Genomic DNA, 17,784 nt, shown 5'->3' on the forward strand with positions numbered 1-17,784 from the left:
TGTAACATGAACATAAACTTATGAGCTATTTTTTTATCCATTTTTAAGTGTTGCACTTAATATGATAATTCATCATAAGAAAAAACCATGCGAATAGCATCATAAAATAACCATCCACCTATTACAATCCCTTACTTTTCATGTAAATTTCTAAATAAATGTATATATTTTTAATACAAGATAATAATTAAAATATGAACGGAAAATAAATTCAATCTCCCCCATTTTATAGCTATAGTCCCCCAACTATAGCTTTTTTTATTGCCTTTATTTTTCATTAATTAAAATCATCAAAAATCTTAATCAACTATATTTTAGGACATTGAAATTAAAACAACTTACACTTTAATTAATCAAATATATAGGAGGTAAAAAACATGCAAAACAGAGAATTAGCTATAGAAGTAACAGAAATTAAAAATCCATCATCTTTAAGAATAAAGTTTGATTGTGGTTTGGGGGATAATGGAAGGTCTGTAATAAAATCAAGAACTTACTCAAGCTTAAAGCATGATGCAAAACCTTTAGACGTTCTTAACGTTGCAAAAGCAATAGCATCACTTCAAAAGCACTCAGTTTTAGATATCGCAAAGCAAGATAACACAAGCTTAAATTAAAAAATTATAATTAGGAGGAATTTAATATGAATACAGAAGTAAAATTATTAATGACATTCATGACTCAGTTTGGAAGAAAAGTAAGTCTATTCGTAACAGATCCAAGAGAAGATATAACAGAATCAGAAATAAAAGCTGTTATGGACTTAATAATTGAAAAAAATATATTTGCACCAAGTGGTGAGGATATAGTTACTGCAAAAGATGCAAAAGTAGTTCAAACAGAAACTACAGAGTTTGATTTAGTAGTTTCGTAACTCATGAAACATTAGAAACGCCCTTCTAAGCTCATGAGGGGCTTTCTAGGAAGTTTTAATATTATTTGGAGGAATAATCAATGGAACTAGATTTAATGCAATTAGTAGCTAATTTAGGCTTTCCTGCAATCGTGACAATGTATCTATTGGTCCGAATTGAAGGGAAACTAGAAAATTTGAGTATCGGTATTAATTCTTTGAACTCAAACATAAGTGAATTAAATAATAAAATGTAGAATAGCTACACATCTCAATATAAATTAGGTGTGTAGCTCCTTTACTTTAAACACTTTTCTTATGCCTGTTTATTATAGCTCTTATGTAACTTTCAGACATATTGTATTTACCTGCTAATTCCTTATGATTAAATCCATTGTACTGAGATATAATTTCTCTATCTCTAGCTTCTTTATATACCATCTTTTCAGTAGGAAAGTATACTGATGTTCCCCCAAATTCTTTAAATAAAGCCTTTATTTTGTCTATACCAAGCTCTATAGCTATATTTTCAAATTGTGGAGGTAAATCACTTATTTTTAAATCCATAAAATATCCTCCTATAACCTTATTATCTTAAATTAATAAACTACTTTATATGGATATTCTGCAAATATTATATTTTACCTACTAAAAAACAATTATTTTTATCAAACGTAATGCCTATTCTGTTTTTCTTCTACCCTTTAACTTATTTTTATTATTATATATCTCTATATTTTTTTCTTTAATTTTCACATCTTCTAGTAAAGTTATAAGTAAATTTTCAAATAACTTGGACATAGTAATATTTAAATCTATAACAACAGTTTTCAACTTATCAACTATCTCTTTATCTAAAGTTACACCTACTTGTTCTTTACTTTTCTTTTTTATTTCTTTTTAATTTTATCAAAAATAATATATCCCCAGAAAGAAACTACACCTGATAAAAATATTACTGAAATCATAATAGAATTAATGTATGTCATTTCTACTGAATCAACTCCAATTCCACTGAATAAAGAAGATAAAATATACCCTAATATAATCGTAAATAATCCACATAAAAAATATTTCATTCTAATCACCATCCTTTATTTATAACATATAAGAGGATTTGGACCTATATTTTGAACATTTTTAGAAAAACTAATTCCTCCTCCTAAAGGGAATGAAACTGATGGTGAGATTGATATTGTAGAATGTCCATACTTAACACCTACTCCAACTTGAGATAAATTAACATTTTGTCTATGTAAATAAACTTTTCCAGATCCAGATTTAGCATAAGATAATCCATTATTTCCAATCATCTTAAATGAAAACGATGCACCAGTATTACCAGAGTCATGAATTTTGGCATATATTTTTTTACTAGAAGTTGCACCTGTACTTCCTAATGGTGCATATGAAACATTTAAATAAGAACTACTATGGAAATACGTTTGTTCACCATTAGATACAGCCATTAAATCAGTTCCTCTAAATACGGGAGCACCACTCCACTTAAATGAATAGTTAACAATTAAATTTGTTGCTTTATTTATACTATCATAATAAAAACGTCCACTGCTTCTACTAACTGAACAAGTAGCACTTGCTTTAATCATATGATCTTCCGAACCATTAAAATTCCTAATTGTATCAACTTGATCATTGTTGTATCCTAAAGATATCAACACTTCATCAGATAACTCATTTAAGCTAATAATATGATTATTAAAATCATCTTTATATTGCCTTATCAGTTTAATATCTTCATTTGAATATCCTATCGATTTTAAATTAGAATCACTTTTTTTATTAAGTTCTTGCAATTTAATGAACTCGTTTACAGTTTCAGTTTCTTCATTCTCATAAACATCTTCACTATCTTTAAATACAATTTGACTATTAGGCTCATTTATACTTTGAACATCTTGTGCATTTGCAGTTATCAAAAATATATTAGAATATATTGTTTTTATAATCTATCCTGTGTACATTTCTAAAATAGTATATTTATTTTTACCTATTTTTTTTATATCTACTATTTGATATTTTCCTTTTACCCAATTGTCATTTTTTATTTCACCATTTCCAGTTTCAAATACAGTCACATATCCATCAATTGATTGTAAATCATATGTTATTTCTATTCTGTATTCTTCAGAATTTACATTCTCTAATACATTTATATCCTTAATTTTATACTCTTTAAGAATATTAACTCTTTCATTTTTATCATTTAAATAGTTTTCATAAGTTAACTTTAAGTATTCTTCAAATACAATTCTTGCTATTTCTATTTTATCTTCTTCATTTTTAACTTCTACTATAGGAACGTCAAATCCAGACTCTGTTTTGGTTGTATTCCCTTTATTTATTGAGCATCCTGATATAAAACATATTGCTATTATTACAATTAATAAACTTTTTCTCACTATCACACCTCCCACTTTTTCATAAATATTAATTAATAGTTTACAATATTGCTAAATATAGCAATACTCTCAGAATCAGTCCCCTTATAAGCCTTCACTGTTGAATATATTCTGTAGCTACTTCCTTTTGAAACTGATTTAGTTTTATTAAGTCTACAGGAAATAGTATTACTTGTCTCTGTCCATGATTGTATTGTTTCCCACGAACCATTAACTTTTTTTTGTAACCTTGATGTTATTAATGTCTTACTAATTCCTGGATTAGCAGTCATGCTAGCGCTTACAGTTGCTACACCACCACTTATTTTTAGATTGCTGCTTGCCTTATCGATATGAGTATACCTTGCTTCATTTTGTATTTCTAAATTTGTCTCATATTCATTCGCAAATATTGGAGTAGCTAATAAAATATTAAATGCTAATACTGATACACCTAAACTACTGATTATCTTTCTTTTCATATATAAAAAAAACCCCCTAAATTTCTTTACACTAAGTAAACGAATAATTTATGAGGATTTGTTTCATTTTTTATCAAATTAATTTATATTTTTCGCAATTTTTATTAATTCAGACTTAATATCTAAATATTTGTCTTTATTTATATAGTCTAATTTTAAATCATACAAAGTACTTTCATCTTGCCATATTAAGCGACTTTTATTTTCTTTTTCAATATAATCTGCGTTATAACTGTTTATTTGAGCTTTACTTATTTGTGCATTCTCTGTATCCATGTATAAATTACTATTCTCAATTAGCAAGTAATTTAAAGTTATATAATCTTCTCCATCGGAATAAGTTATCGATATATCATTGTCATACTCTGCTCTATCAATCTCTTCAAAACCATCTGGTAAATAATTAATACTTTTCTTCTCTAAAAAATTTACTTTTTCATTGTCATTTTCATCTATTTTAAATTTATATATCGTAAATTTTTCATAAACATCTTTAACCATATCAAATAACTTCGTTCTTAATGCCTCAACACTCATAGTTACTGCAAATAAACTAATTAAAAATGCTATAAATACTACAGCTACTTTTTTTGTATACAAATATATCTTATTTAAAAATGATCTTCTCTTTTCCTCTTTAATTATTTTTTTTATTTTCTTTTCAAATTCTTTAGGATACTCATAATCAATGTCTTCTTCATCAGGTATTTGTTCTAATATAAAGTTTTCAACATTAGTACAATGCTGAAAAAGTAAATCATCAGTAATTTCATATTTATCCATGTACTTTCTCCATTTCATCTAATATGATTTTCAATTTTTCCTTACCTCTTTTTATTCTAGTTCTTACTGTAGAAGGACTTATATCTAATATTTCTGCAATTTTATTATCATGTAATCCATGAGAGTATTTTAAGAAAAATACTTGTTTGTATCGTTCTGGAAGCTTCAATATAGCAACATCTACTTTATTAGGTAAAATATCAGTATCATATACTTCTTGTTCAAAACCTTTTATTTCATTTTCAATTTTTTGAACTTTATTTTTTTCCATTTGTAGCTTCCTATATATGTCTATTGAAGAGTTCTTTACTATAGTAACGATAAATCCTTTCGTTTTGTTGCTTTTTACATCTTCAATTTTATCAATATTTTTAATTATTTTTAAAAAGCTATTCTGAACTGCATCATGTGAGTAATGCTCATCTTTCAATATGCTATTAGCAACATAATACATAGTTTTTTTATAACTATTAAAGATATCTTCAAACTTTATTTTATCTTCTTCTGTTTCAATTAAACTTAAATATAATAACATACTTTCTCTCTCTCTTCTAATTGTAAATTAATCACAAGCTAACCTAATGCGCTCCATGTTATTTAAATAAATTATCCTATATAAATATATAACTGGAGCTAATACCTTCTTTTCTTCTTTTACCAGTACTTCCTTAGCTCTTCTTTTTTCAAGCCTTTCCAGCTTGACCCTCTGCTCTTAAAATATTTGAGAAACAACTTGAAATAATTGCAAAAACTCCTGAAAAACTTACAATGATTAGATAAGTTTTTGTAAATTTCCAAGTTTCTGGACTGGCTCCAATTAAAACTAATATTTTATCCATAAATACTAGCATAAGTATTGTTAATACAATACCTATTCCTACACAGCTCCACATACAAAATGAACAAACTTTTTTAGAATATTCTTCTTTTCCTTCTCCCAAAGCACGTGCAATTACTGATGTACCTCCAATCCCAAAGATTGAGCCTACAGACATAAATATTAAAAATACTGGTGTTGCTAGTGAAACAGCAGCAACTTGATATGCATCATGTGTTTGACCTATAAAAAATGTATCTGCCAAGTTATAAATCAAAACCATTAACATCGCTATAACTGCTGGTATAGCATTTTGTATACCTCCAATTTTTATTAATAGCATGCGATTAATTAATTTATAGTAAAATGCCTGTTGCTACAGACATTTACTCAATCGTATTTAATACTTTTTTTAAAATACTTATAAACATATCTTCTTCTATATCAGTAAGTCCAACCACTAAATCCTTGTTGGCTTTTTCCATATGCCAATTAGCATCTCTACAACATTCTGCTCCCAATGGTGTCATTTCTACAATTTTGCCATTTTTCTCTTCCCAAGCTAGTATATCATCTACTGTAACAGTAAAATCAGGATTTTGTGATACTTCTTTAGATAAATCAAGGACACATAATGGCATTACCATGTCATCTGGTTTAAAAGTATCCAAACTTCTTTTCCCTTTAACAAAATGAACAGGTGCATCAACATGTGTTCCATATTGGCTCACAATTTCATAAGTATGAGCTCTGAAACCATCCTTTTCAAAATCATAAAGTACAGAAGATTTTACAGACGGAAAACCAAACCAATGTGGTGTTTCTGGACTAACCTCATGGCTTAAATCAACCCACTTGCATGTTTCCTTTAATTTATTAAGATCTTCCCATAAATTTAAATTACTCATTTATATCCCCCCTGATATTGTTTATATTATTTATTATAACGCAACAAAAACCCCCTATATCACAATTATATTTAATATAAGGAGTTTTTAAAATAAATCTTATCTATAATTTTTTATATTGTCTTTTTAATATCATGAAGATGGCAAAGAAAATTAAAGTCGTATATATGCTTATAATTTTAACTGTTTCCACGATTTTTGTACTGACTGTGTCTTTTAATTTTAATCTATAGTATAAAACTTGACCTTTTCCATTTTTTTCTGTTTGACCAGATGTTTCAAAATTAGATGTTCCACCCTTTACTTGATATGTATATACAGGTTCTGAGAATATATTTTCATCATCATAAACATATAATCTATATACACAATTCCATTCATTAGACTTTAATAATTTATCTAATTCTGACTTATATTGATCGGTACTATTTACATCTCTTGAACTAACAAATTTATTGAAAGTTTCTTCAAATCTCTTACTTTCATCTATCCATTTATTATGTTGTGTTTTTTGTTCTATATCCATATTTGATAATACAAATGATATAACGAATATAACTGCTGATAATAAAGTTATTATTTTAGTAAATTTTATTGATTTAGTTATCATTTTATTTCTCCCCTCTAATTTTTTGTTATTCTCCTTAGCATTTTCACATAGTATCTTTAACACATCGTTATCTATGTCAAATTTATTTATAGCCATATCATACGCTTCTTCTTTGCTATGTCCTTGACTTATAAATTCATCTGCCATATCAAGCAGATGACATTTTAGTTCTTCCTTTAATTCAATTACTCCTGCACTCTTATCGTTATTAAATAAATTGCACAAATATTTATCTATTTTATCCATTTTTTAAATTTCCTCCCCTAAAAATGAACCCATTACTTCTTTAATAAAAAACCATTCTTTCTTTTTAGTTTGATAAGTTTCTTTTCCTAAATCAGTCATTTTATAATATTTTCTTCTGCCTCCAGCACTTTCTTCCTGTGACCAGTAAGATTCTATAAATCCTTTTGATTCCATACGTTTAAGTGCTAAATACATTGTTCCTTCTTTTAATTCAAACATATTATTACATTTAGCCTTTACTGTTTTTGCAATCTCATATCCATAACAATCTTTTTCATTTAAGATTGATAAAATTATTGTGTCAATGTGACCTTTTAAAGCTTCTTTATTTAGTTCCATTATTTCACCATCTCTTTATAAAACTTAATACTCTATATTGCAAGGTACTGTTGTTTATATAGTAATACACATTACTATATAATGCAAGGTATTTTTTTTAAAATTTTTATATTCAAACACTAAAAAAGATAGAAATCATAAAAATTCCTATCTTCCTTATCATTATAAATATTTATATTTTTTTAATCTATAAACCAATAACTTTTACTTTTAATAATCTAGCCACTCTTCAGGATTCTCCATCTGATATTGTAAATCCTTCAAAAATAAAGACTTGTGCTAATAAAAAAAGAAGATGAAACACAACCATGTTTCATCTCCTTATTTATCTATTTATTATAGGCTTAAAATTCTTTAAATTTTAGTACCAACCTCTACGTTTCATAGCATCAGCAACTCTCTTAATTGAAGACATGTATGCTGCAGTTCTCATATCTACACCATATTCTTCTTTGATTGCCCATATAGCATCAAAAGCTTTTTTCATTGCTTTTTCTTGTTTAGCTTGGACTTCTTCAAATGACCAAGAGTCTCTTTGTAAGTTTTGTACCCATTCATAGTAAGAAACTGTAACACCACCACTGTTAGCTAATATATCTGGAACTAAAGTTATTCCTTTTTGAGCGAATATTTCGTCAGCACCAGGAGTAGTAGGTCCGTTTGCACCTTCGCAAACTACTTTAGCTTTGACGTCGTTAGCATTTTCAGCAGTTAATTGATTTTCAAGAGCACAAGGTAATAATAAATCAACATCAGCAGTTAAAACATCTTGATCTGTAGCTTCAGCACCAGAGAATCCTTTAACACCTCTAGTTTCAGCTACATAAGCCATTAAGGCTTTCATATCTATACCATCAGGGTTAGCTATAGTACCAGTATAATCGCCAACTATTACTACTTTAGCACCAAATTGTTCGATATACATACCTGCATAGCTACCAACATTACCACAACCTTGTAATGCCACTTTTGCACCATTAATATCGATACCAACTTTTCCTAAAGCCTCTCTAGCCATCATTGCTACACCATATCCAGTAGCTTCTGTTCTAGCTAAAGAACCATAGAAATCAACAGGTTTACCAGTATAAGTACCAGGAGCAAATTCACCAGTTACTTTTGCATGTTCATCAACCATCCAAGACATTATTTCTCCGTTAGTGTTTACATCTGGAGCAGGAACGTCCACTTTTTCTCCTATAAATGGAGCAAGTGCTGCAGCAAATCCTCTAGATATTCTTTCTAATTCACCTTTAGAGTAATCATTAGGATCGATTGCCATACCACCTTTACCTCCACCATATGGTATACCAGTTACACCACATTTGAAAGTCATCCAAGTAGATAAAGCTTTAACTTCGTCCAAAGTTACATTTGGATGGAATCTTAAACCTCCTTTAAATGGTCCGCAAGCGTTGTTGTGTTGAGATCTATATCCAGTGAAAGTTTTTATAGTTCCGTCATCCATTTTTACTGGAAAGTTAAATTCCATAACTCTCATTGGATTTTTAAGTATTTCGTAAACTGCTGGATCAGTTCCTAATTTATCACAAGCATGTTTAACTTGTAACTGTGCGATTTCAAATACATTTAAAGTTTTTTCTGCCATTTTATAAGCCCCCCTAAAATTTTACATAAATTTTTAAATTTTTGGTTTCTCAAATGTTTTTATATTAAATTGTCAATTATTACCATTCATCATAACTAGATTATATCATATTTTTTTTTTATATGTAATTGAATTTTTATTTAATTGATTATTAATTTTATATTTTAAAATTCTTTTATATTGCATTTTTTTATTACTTTTCAAAACTCTTTTTTATGTAGTATTGTTGATATTTCAAATATTTTGCTATTAATATATGAACAAGCCTAAAAAAACTGTTCTTTATATTGAATTTTTATAATTTTCCTTCAATTAAACTTTGACTTTATTTGACACTTAACTATCGACCATAGTAGATATAATCTCTATATTTCTACATTTTTTATATTATGAAAAATATAAATAAAAATTATTTTTTCACTTGTATAAATAATTTTTATTTATATATATCTTTTATAAAAAATCGCTTTAATTTATTATCTATTATTCATGTATTAGGGCTTATTTTAGTCTATTTATATAGTTTAAAATCAAAAAATCCCGTGTGAAAAATCACACAGGATTAATTATCTTCTGCTTTATAAATTATATTTTTAATTAAGCACTTTTGTGAGAACCCATTGATTTAACAACTACATCATGTTCTGAGTATTGTTTTAAGAATGGCAATCTCATTTCTTTTATAAATATTCCTATTACTATAGTTGGTGCCATTGCTGCTACTAAGTAAGCAGATATTTGTGGAATTGATAAACCTAAACCAAAACTTCTAGTCATAAATCCATATATCAAGCAATATGCTAATAAAGTATCTCTGCATACTAAACTTATTTGTAGTTTCTTATGGATTTGTTCTTTTGAATCACTTCTCTTCATTTCACAATATCCTCTTACTAAAGAATCTATAATTAAGCTGAATAAACTAAACATTGCTGCACCAGAAATAGAAACTATCAACGTACTAGCTACTGAATCTGTAGATTTTGTAATTACTAAATATAAATAAAATATAATAAATGATACCACTAAATCTTTAGATATTTTCTTCATATCTTTTACCCCCTTATATCGTCCACTTTAATTTTAATTAGTTTTCTTATCTTTTTAATTACATTATATTCACTGATAAATATTAATTCTATAAGTATCTTAACTAAAAATATAACAATATTAACACAAGGTAAATCTAGTTATATGGGTGTGTGTATCATAATTAAATTTAAATATAATGATAAAATCCCATGTAGAATCTAATAGTTCTACATGGGATTTTAAGCTTTAACTATACTCATATCCAATTGACCAATCCTTCTATATTTTCATCTCATAAAAATTACAGTCAAGAATTAAAAGTCTCTCTTACTACTGATATAATTGCTACAAACATTTCAGCAAGTAAACCGAAAAACCATCCTGCTGCTAATGATGCAACTATCCCTTCCATTATAGTAGTTTCTCCAGCATACATTAAATAGAAAAAGAATATTATAAAAACTATCACAACATCTATAAAGAATCTTTTCATATGGCATTACCTCCTATAAGTCTATCCAATTTTTTGTTCTTTCGTTTAATTGATGTTCTGATTCATTCTTTACTATAATATATGTTTATATTTATTCTTTTTCTACGAAATGACTCATTTTTTGCACACATTTTACAATGTTACATTTTCTTAAAATTTTTTCAAAAAGAAAATACTATACGATATGTCTAACGTATAGTTATTTAGGTCATTTCAATTATATCTATTTTATATTTATATTAAGATATTTTAACTGTTTGCATATTTTAAGTTAACTCAAATTTAACTTATCCCCTATAAGTTAAAAATATTTTTATCTATCTACTATAACATTCCCTTTTTCTTTTTTTCTAAGCTCTTTACTTAGCTCGCATACAACTAGTGTTGGTGCTAATGCTGCAATTACAAATGGTATAGTGTCTATAATTGTTAATTTTGGTCCTCCAAAAGAAACTCTCATTATTCCGTAGCATAATATAAATGTTAGTATACCATCTCTTGCTACTAATCTCATTTTTGCTATTATTTTTAATTCTTTTTCTGAAAGTGATACTCTCGTTCTTAAATCATTTTCATCTATATTTCTTATCGTATCACTCAATAAAGAAAATATACCTGCTGTACCTGATGAAACTATAATACCTTCTGCCATAGAAATATTTATTGCCTTATTAAATACAATATATAAAAGGCTCATTGTAAATAATAGAATGAAATCTCTGCCTATCTTTATCATTTTCCTCCTCCAAATATTAAAATATCCATTTATATAAATTTTTTCTTATATTTTATACATTTATTATATTCACTCTAGAGGTGTTTTTCTATAAGTATATTAACAAAAAAATATAATAATATTAACAGTATAGTATATTTTTACCAGGAAAATATTTTTCCAAAATTTATATTTTTAATAATGCATAAATACTTTCTTCCATGCCGTATAAAATGCTTTATCATCCTGCAATTTTCCATCTAAATCTAAACTTTCATATTAATTTAAATTAACTTGAAAATAACTATTTATATAAAAATGTTAACGTATTTATATCACAATATTAACTTTTTTATATATTTAATTATCTAATATAACAAATTAGAATTATCATTATATAAAAATATAAATGTATATTTTATAATACTTATAAATATACATTTACTTTTTTAAAAATTTAGATATTATTAATATATAGGGGTAATTGATAATATAATTTTTGTTGTCAGCATAATTTTGTTGTTAGCTGAAATTAACACTAAATTCACTATAATATAAGTCAATTCTACAATTTCAATTAAAGGGGGAATCTACATGAAAATATTAATTTTAACTGGGAGTCCTAGGAGTAAAGGGACTACATCATTATTAGCTGATGAATTTGCAAAAGGGGCAAAAGAGGCAGGGCATGAAGTCGTTCGTTTTGATACAGGAATATTAAATATAAGACCATGCATTGGATGCCATCACTGCCAAAAGAATGGGACTAATAAATGCGTATCTGATGATGCAATGACTAGACTTTATCCAGAGATACTATCGGCAGACTTAATCGCCTTTGTAACTCCTGTATATTACTTTGGGATATCTACTCAATTAAAAACGGCAATCGATCGTTTCTTCTCTATAAACAAGAAAATCAGAAAATTCCCTAAAAAGGCAGTATTATTAGCTGCTTGTGGAGATAAACAAGAATGGGCAATGGATCCACTTAAACTTCACTACGAAACTCTTTGCCGCTATTTAAGGTTTGAAGATATGGGACAAGTATTAGCGTATTCTTGCCATGAAAGAGAAGACATGGAAAATAGTAAATACCCTGAAATGGCTAGAGAACTAGGCCGCAGCTTAGTAGAAGATTTAACTTTAGATTATACATTTTAGGTAGGAAAAAAGCTTGTAGAATACTACAAGCTTTTGTTGGATGTTTTATTTTAATTTTTTTGAGAGTGCGTTATTTATTAATCTATATTTTTATATAAATTCTTGCGCTTTGTCATTTGTATTTTTATAATAGCACATATGTTCGATATGCGCAAGTGTTTTTGCGAATGTATGTTCGATTTATTTCTATATAAAAACTGCTGCGAAAAATTGAATTTTTTCTACAGCAGTTTTTCTTGAATTTATATATAATTTATGCAAATATACTTTGACTTTCTATTATATCTTTTAATTCTTCAACCGATAAAATTTTATCCCTCTTCCTATGTATCATTCTATGACAATTTGAACATAAACAAACTAAATCTTCCTCAGGATTTATAATAATTTCTCCATCAAAACTATAAAGAGGTTTAGTATGATGAACTTCTATAAAATCCTTCCCTAACTCTCCATAAACTTCTTCAAAATCAAAATCGCACACCATACATCTAGTTCCATGTATTTGTATAGCTTTTTTTCTATTTTGAGGGCTTCTTTCATACTTTGTTGTATAAATCTTTTTTAGCTTTCCTTCCACTCTATTTTCAATTTCAATTGTTTCAAGTGGATTTATATTCTCATCATTTAATGAATCTATTTTTATAAATTCAACTTTATATGTATCGCTAGATATTTTTGTGAATTTTATTGCTGGATATCCACTTTCTTTTCCCGATTTTAATCTATAATCTTTTAATACTTCATCAAATTCTTTTTTTAGATCAGCTTTCCAAAACATACGTGTTCTTGAAAGCTGAGAACTTTCCATTTCTATATGTGCTTTATATTCATTATTCTTATATATTAAAATAAGTGGTCTTTGCTCGCCATTTTGTATATTTTCAGAATCGAAAAACCATCTTATTTCTATTGGTACTCCCGAACCTCTATGTTGAAAAAATGATTTATCACAGTTTTTTATGGCTGTTATGTCGTTTACTATCTCCCATGAATAAAATTTTCCTGTTTCCCCCATTTGTATCTCCTTGGTTAAATTATTATATATTTTTTATTCTAATAAGATTCTTGAACATATTTAGGCTCTGGTAATTCTTTATCATAATAATATCCCAAATACTTCAAAGTAAGTTCCTCTAAATCCTCTTCACTCATAGCAGGTGCTATTATAACTGGATAGCTTTTATTCATCTCAAATAACACCATTCTTCCATAACGGTTATCTTCTCCAAGATCTTTTCTATTTTTTATTTTAGCTTTAAATATAGGTCCTAAATTTAATCTATCAACTATATTTAACATCTTTATTAAAAATTCTTTGCTTCTAAAGATAGGATATTTTAATATATAGTTATAAAAATCTAAATTATCTACTATTAATCCTATATATCTTTCTCTTTCTAGCTCATCTGTTGTGTAATCTTTTATATATTCTGCTGCTAAAATACATTTATACACATAATTTTCCCAGTCAAATTTTTTAAGAACTACATTGTGGAAATTTTTTATACTATCTTTTATTTGAGGATATTCATTTAATAAATACTCTCTCATTTTTGTGCAGAATAATGAATACCAAAATATTTTGTTCATATGTATATCTCTATCTGTATTTATATAGTATTCAGAGATTATATTTATAGCTTTAGAAAATAATGCTTTCTTTTCTTCATCACTTCCCTTAGCTATATAAATTGGAAAACATGGTGCATCTTCTATATTTATAACATTATCACTAAAATACTCTTCTTTTTGATTTATATTTCCTTCTAAAAAGTCATTATAGAATGATTCACTTTTTATTATTTTTTCATTTAATATTCTAATTTCCATTATATAACCCCCTTACTGCACGAGTAAATTTTTCAATTACGTTATTTCCAATAAGATTTACTACTTCATCAATATTTTCTAAACTAACTTCTTTTACATTTCTACTTTTCATTAATACATATAACTTTTTGTCTAGGTCCTTAGATAGATCATCCCCAATTGAGCTAATATCAACTATGTTGTCTTTTCCATTATTAATTACAAAGTTAATTACAGCTCTACTAAGTCCTTCACGTATATAAGCATTATTTAAATCTCTATTATTTGGAATATCAACAAATTGATAATCTTCACTTTTAAATTTAAGAATAATCGTCTCGTTTGAAAGTTCTATTTCAAATGGCCCTTTTAAATTTTTATCTATCATTTTCTCAAATAATTGTGATGGTTTTTTCATTACACTTAGTGTAATTATATTTGAATATCCTAATATTGAGTTTTTAGGTACTTCTATATTTTCTTTGAAATGTTGATAAAATCCATTTAAGTCTTCATTATTTGAAAATGATATATCTTCTTTTGCTTTTATAAGTAATTGTATTACTGTCTTATCTTTTATAGAAAGTCTTTCTTGAGGTATTGTAACCTCTCTTTCTACATCATCTATTTTGTAAAATTTAGTATCTTTATTTTGAACAACTAGTATCAACTCTGCTTTTTTATTCTCTATTTGAGATTTTATAAAATCAGAACTTATATCATATTTGGGTTCAAAGCAATAATTATCTCCTAGTTCCTTAAAATCTATATTTAGGATAAATTTACTCTTACTATAAGCATTTGATGTATTTGTTAATATTGGATATGGAAAATTAGCATCTTTTTTATAAATCATATTTATACCCCCACATAATAAACAAATTTAAGAGCTTTATTGTAATTATCTTTTAACTCTATTTGTAAATTTGCTATACCGTCTTTTATAGTTACATTTTTTATAAAATTATTTTTTATTTTGGCTCTGTTAGCTTACTTCGTGATAATTAGGATAAAAAAACAACTATACCTTAGAAATTTCAAGTTCTAAGGTATAGTTGTTTAATTTGTTATAAGTAGTTCGTATTATATTAATATTGTGCTTTAACTTCCTTTATAAACTTCGTTCTCTTTACATGATATAAAATTAAGTCAATAATCAAATATATAACTATCATTATTATCATCATTTTCAAATCTTTTATTTCAAATAAAAAATATACTACCTCTAATATCAATAATCTCATTGCAGTCTTAATTCGTTGAATACCTTCAAATCTACAATATGTAGCTTTATCTATATTTACGTTATATTTTTTATTAAATTTATCTACATAACTGTCTACTCCAAACATATAGTTTTTTTCTAATATACCTATACTTGCTGATAAAAGACCAATAGCTACAAACAATATACCTATATTTTGCTCCATGTAATTCTCCCCCTAAAATAATAGTTCTTCGCACTTTATAACAATTACGAACTTAATTATATTATACATGATTAATCACGAAGTTAGCTAACACAGCCTTTATTTTTAACTTTGTATTTGTTGATAAATCAACAACAGATTTATAATTATCCTTCATACGGAATTTATTTTTATGTTCTTCTCCCATTCCATCTATTATAGCAACACCTATATCACAAACTTTTAGTCTTTTTAATTGCTTCATAGTTGTTAAATTAAACTTAATAAATTCTTTATCTGAAATTACTATTCTTTCAACTTGAGCTGTAGAAACATTATATTCTACTTCTGGATCTTCATCATCTATTTCAGTATTTTCATTTTGTGTAATACTTCCTAAGTCCTGAGAATTTGAATCCTTTCCTCCCTCAATCTTGGAAATATTATCTCCTTCTGGATCTTTCTCATATTGCTTGTGTGGTGTTTGATTTCCTCCATCACCTTCCCCAGGTTGATAATCGGCTTGATCTATATCTTTTTCTCCGCCTAATGAAGTAGTTATAGTTATCACCATTTCTTCCTGTTCTGATACTGGTTCTTGGTCTACTCCTCGTACTTCAACTTGTTGCATATTTCCACTTTGCTTACTACTTGATTTTTTATTATTTTTATTTGTGTTCTTTTTAATCTTTACTGTTGAAATATTATTTAAAATATTTTCTTTAAGTTCTGCATTTAATTCATAAATAATATCACTTGTATCTATCTTCCCATCTGTAGGATTATTTTTTCTTATTTCTTCTTCAATAATTTTAGATATTTCTGTACTAATATTATTTATAAATGTTTTTGAACTTTTCTGTAGTTTTAAATCTTTTATATGATCACAAGAAAGTTCTGTATGAGATTCATTTTCCAGAGATTTTAAGAATTCATCTTCTTTTGTAGTTTTTGGTATTAATACAGCATTGAATGGTTTTTTGACATTATTTTTAACTTTTTTGTCTTCTATTTTCATTCCAATAGTCCTAACTATACCAACTCTACCTCTAGGTATTTTTGTATCATAATTGAAATATAGATTAAACTCATAATTGTCTTCTTTTGATTTTATATTTAAACTTCTAGGTTTTGTATTTATATATGTATCGAAGTATAGAGTTGTAAATACATCCTTTATATTATCAATATCTTGATCATAGTATTTACTGTTCTTTATATATGAAACTATAGTCTTATCATCAATTATTTTTTTATTTACTATTACCTTTAATTTCTTTTCTAAGATAGCAATAAAGAAACTATCACATACACTTCTAATAATTTCTCGCTCATCATTAAATTGTTCTCTTAAAAAAGGTATTATTATTTTTAATCCTCTTGTATCTTTACTAAATATATTATTAAATTCATTTTTGTGTGGCATAAATTTAAACTTATTTTGTTTTTCTTTATCCTGCTCTACACTTGTGAAATATCCTGTTGATCTATAATAATTTGATTCAAATTCATGTTCTATAAGCTGTACAGTACCACCTAAATGTTTATTACCATATGCATCGCAATTAGCAAAATACATCATGTATATATCAGATGCTGCATTAGATGCTATTTTACCAATACCATGAGATCCGCCCCTTGATTTTTCTAATGCTTCATCTTCTTCTTCACCATGTACTCCTTTGTTATACGCATAAATACTCCAAGTGTCCTTTGGATTATTAGTTTGTCCATTCTTAGCCCCCGCAAGACCTTTTGTATTGCTATCTTCAAATGATATGTAACTTACACATTCATCATTCATTTTACTTTGCATATGTTTTATTGTTTCTTTTGTATAGCTATTTCTTCCTTTTAAACAGCTTATTCTAGCTTTTACCTCATCTAATCCTGGTATATCATTTTTATTTATAGTTCCTATTTCTATATTTACTATTACTGGTTCTTTGCTACCTTGTAATTTACCATCCAAAGAATTTTGTACGTTTTCTCTTACAAGACCTGCTATACCAAAGTCATAAAACCTTTCTAATACTTTATTAAATGTAAGCTCTTCAAGACGATCACTACTTGAAAATTGCCATAAATCCCTCACTTTTTTATTCTCCCT

25 protein-coding genes are annotated in these 17,784 nt (G+C 26.8%); 4 read left to right on the forward strand and 21 right to left on the reverse strand.

Translation table 11 applies throughout. The features are described from left to right. The first annotated feature begins 377 nt into the window (after positions 1-377). The 3 genes from ABCM86_RS11430 to ABCM86_RS11440 all read left to right on the forward strand — a co-directional run bounded on the left by ABCM86_RS11430 (position 378) and on the right by ABCM86_RS11440 (position 1,110). On the forward strand, positions 378-617 hold the full coding sequence (locus ABCM86_RS11430) for a DUF1659 domain-containing protein (RefSeq protein WP_195931375.1): 240 nt from the start codon (positions 378-380) through the stop codon (positions 615-617). Between the two features lie 26 nt (positions 618-643). Beyond that, positions 644-874 carry a DUF2922 domain-containing protein gene (locus ABCM86_RS11435; protein WP_295764111.1) on the forward strand — a complete coding sequence of 77 codons (231 nt, stop codon included), beginning with the start codon at positions 644-646 and terminating at the stop codon, positions 872-874. 80 nt (positions 875-954) lie between these two features. Then, on the forward strand, positions 955-1,110 hold the full coding sequence (locus ABCM86_RS11440) for a YvrJ family protein (RefSeq protein WP_195931377.1): 156 nt from the start codon (positions 955-957) through the stop codon (positions 1,108-1,110). A gap of 46 nt (positions 1,111-1,156) precedes the next feature. Here the strand turns inward: ABCM86_RS11440 and ABCM86_RS11445 are convergent, their stop codons facing one another. The 16 genes from ABCM86_RS11445 to ABCM86_RS11520 all read right to left on the reverse strand — a co-directional run bounded on the left by ABCM86_RS11445 (position 1,157) and on the right by ABCM86_RS11520 (position 11,310). After that, positions 1,157-1,420, reverse strand: coding sequence for a Mor transcription activator family protein (locus tag ABCM86_RS11445; RefSeq protein ID WP_195931378.1), 264 nt, complete (start codon positions 1,418-1,420; stop codon positions 1,157-1,159). A gap of 114 nt (positions 1,421-1,534) precedes the next feature. Continuing rightward, positions 1,535-1,687 (reverse strand): hypothetical protein, encoded by a 153-nt coding sequence (locus ABCM86_RS11450; RefSeq protein WP_295764107.1) that lies wholly within the window; start codon positions 1,685-1,687, stop codon positions 1,535-1,537. 56 nt (positions 1,688-1,743) lie between these two features. After that, a complete protein-coding gene (locus tag ABCM86_RS11455; protein ID WP_195931379.1) occupies positions 1,744-1,932 on the reverse strand; it encodes a hypothetical protein in 189 nt (62 codons plus the stop codon). A 15-nt stretch (positions 1,933-1,947) separates the two neighbouring features. Next, positions 1,948-2,793: a hypothetical protein gene (locus tag ABCM86_RS11460; RefSeq protein WP_295572017.1), complete on the reverse strand. Its 846-nt coding sequence runs from the start codon at positions 2,791-2,793 to the stop codon at positions 1,948-1,950. A 30-nt stretch (positions 2,794-2,823) separates the two neighbouring features. Continuing rightward, positions 2,824-3,276 (reverse strand): hypothetical protein, encoded by a 453-nt coding sequence (locus ABCM86_RS11465; protein ID WP_195931381.1) that lies wholly within the window; start codon positions 3,274-3,276, stop codon positions 2,824-2,826. A gap of 32 nt (positions 3,277-3,308) precedes the next feature. Beyond that, positions 3,309-3,737 (reverse strand): hypothetical protein, encoded by a 429-nt coding sequence (locus tag ABCM86_RS11470; protein WP_195931382.1) that lies wholly within the window; start codon positions 3,735-3,737, stop codon positions 3,309-3,311. A 78-nt stretch (positions 3,738-3,815) separates the two neighbouring features. Next, positions 3,816-4,520: a DUF4367 domain-containing protein gene (locus ABCM86_RS11475; protein ID WP_195931383.1), complete on the reverse strand. Its 705-nt coding sequence runs from the start codon at positions 4,518-4,520 to the stop codon at positions 3,816-3,818. Continuing rightward, the gene (locus ABCM86_RS11480) at positions 4,513-5,055 is read right to left on the reverse strand and encodes an RNA polymerase sigma factor (protein WP_195931384.1); all 543 of its coding nucleotides are present in this window, start codon (positions 5,053-5,055) and stop codon (positions 4,513-4,515) included. Before ABCM86_RS11480 ends, ABCM86_RS11475 begins: the two co-directional genes overlap by 8 nt. A gap of 148 nt (positions 5,056-5,203) precedes the next feature. Beyond that, a complete protein-coding gene (locus ABCM86_RS11485) occupies positions 5,204-5,680 on the reverse strand; it encodes an MATE family efflux transporter (protein ID WP_195931385.1) in 477 nt (158 codons plus the stop codon). A 43-nt stretch (positions 5,681-5,723) separates the two neighbouring features. Beyond that, complete coding sequence (locus tag ABCM86_RS11490; RefSeq protein WP_022070869.1) at positions 5,724-6,245, reverse strand: cyclase family protein; 522 nt, start codon at positions 6,243-6,245, stop codon at positions 5,724-5,726. A gap of 103 nt (positions 6,246-6,348) precedes the next feature. Next, the gene (locus tag ABCM86_RS11495; protein ID WP_295572826.1) at positions 6,349-7,101 is read right to left on the reverse strand and encodes a permease prefix domain 1-containing protein; all 753 of its coding nucleotides are present in this window, start codon (positions 7,099-7,101) and stop codon (positions 6,349-6,351) included. Between the two features lie 3 nt (positions 7,102-7,104). Beyond that, positions 7,105-7,440: a PadR family transcriptional regulator gene (locus tag ABCM86_RS11500; RefSeq protein ID WP_048926537.1), complete on the reverse strand. Its 336-nt coding sequence runs from the start codon at positions 7,438-7,440 to the stop codon at positions 7,105-7,107. Between the two features lie 361 nt (positions 7,441-7,801). Further along, the gene (locus tag ABCM86_RS11505) at positions 7,802-9,049 is read right to left on the reverse strand and encodes a Glu/Leu/Phe/Val dehydrogenase (protein WP_295572832.1); all 1,248 of its coding nucleotides are present in this window, start codon (positions 9,047-9,049) and stop codon (positions 7,802-7,804) included. A 597-nt stretch (positions 9,050-9,646) separates the two neighbouring features. Continuing rightward, the gene (locus tag ABCM86_RS11510) at positions 9,647-10,099 is read right to left on the reverse strand and encodes a hypothetical protein (RefSeq protein WP_195931875.1); all 453 of its coding nucleotides are present in this window, start codon (positions 10,097-10,099) and stop codon (positions 9,647-9,649) included. 289 nt (positions 10,100-10,388) lie between these two features. After that, positions 10,389-10,574 (reverse strand): hypothetical protein, encoded by a 186-nt coding sequence (locus ABCM86_RS11515; protein WP_195931874.1) that lies wholly within the window; start codon positions 10,572-10,574, stop codon positions 10,389-10,391. A 313-nt stretch (positions 10,575-10,887) separates the two neighbouring features. Next, positions 10,888-11,310 (reverse strand): hypothetical protein, encoded by a 423-nt coding sequence (locus tag ABCM86_RS11520; RefSeq protein ID WP_337814454.1) that lies wholly within the window; start codon positions 11,308-11,310, stop codon positions 10,888-10,890. Between the two features lie 573 nt (positions 11,311-11,883). On the opposite strand from ABCM86_RS11520, the gene ABCM86_RS11525 reads away from it, so the two are divergent. Then, the gene (locus ABCM86_RS11525; RefSeq protein ID WP_195931723.1) at positions 11,884-12,453 is read left to right on the forward strand and encodes a flavodoxin family protein; all 570 of its coding nucleotides are present in this window, start codon (positions 11,884-11,886) and stop codon (positions 12,451-12,453) included. Between the two features lie 253 nt (positions 12,454-12,706). Here the strand turns inward: ABCM86_RS11525 and ABCM86_RS11530 are convergent, their stop codons facing one another. From ABCM86_RS11530 to ABCM86_RS11550, 5 genes are all read right to left on the reverse strand, one after another. Then, on the reverse strand, positions 12,707-13,471 hold the full coding sequence (locus tag ABCM86_RS11530; RefSeq protein WP_295572843.1) for an HNH endonuclease: 765 nt from the start codon (positions 13,469-13,471) through the stop codon (positions 12,707-12,709). Positions 13,472-13,509: 38 nt separating this feature from the next. Further along, positions 13,510-14,286 carry a hypothetical protein gene (locus tag ABCM86_RS11535; RefSeq protein ID WP_295572846.1) on the reverse strand — a complete coding sequence of 259 codons (777 nt, stop codon included), beginning with the start codon at positions 14,284-14,286 and terminating at the stop codon, positions 13,510-13,512. Further along, the gene (locus tag ABCM86_RS11540) at positions 14,276-15,121 is read right to left on the reverse strand and encodes a hypothetical protein (RefSeq protein WP_295572849.1); all 846 of its coding nucleotides are present in this window, start codon (positions 15,119-15,121) and stop codon (positions 14,276-14,278) included. The genes ABCM86_RS11535 and ABCM86_RS11540 overlap by 11 nt, the downstream gene beginning before the upstream one ends. Positions 15,122-15,353: 232 nt before the next feature. Further along, positions 15,354-15,695 carry a hypothetical protein gene (locus ABCM86_RS11545; protein ID WP_195929732.1) on the reverse strand — a complete coding sequence of 114 codons (342 nt, stop codon included), beginning with the start codon at positions 15,693-15,695 and terminating at the stop codon, positions 15,354-15,356. Between the two features lie 61 nt (positions 15,696-15,756). Beyond that, positions 15,757-17,769: a hypothetical protein gene (locus ABCM86_RS11550; protein ID WP_343004043.1), complete on the reverse strand. Its 2,013-nt coding sequence runs from the start codon at positions 17,767-17,769 to the stop codon at positions 15,757-15,759. Positions 17,770-17,784: the final 15 nt, after the last annotated feature.

The organism is Clostridium sp. 2218st1_F5_2218SCRN_220325, from assembly GCF_039062665.1.
In the GTDB taxonomy this organism is placed as follows: domain Bacteria; phylum Bacillota; class Clostridia; order Peptostreptococcales; family Peptostreptococcaceae; genus Intestinibacter.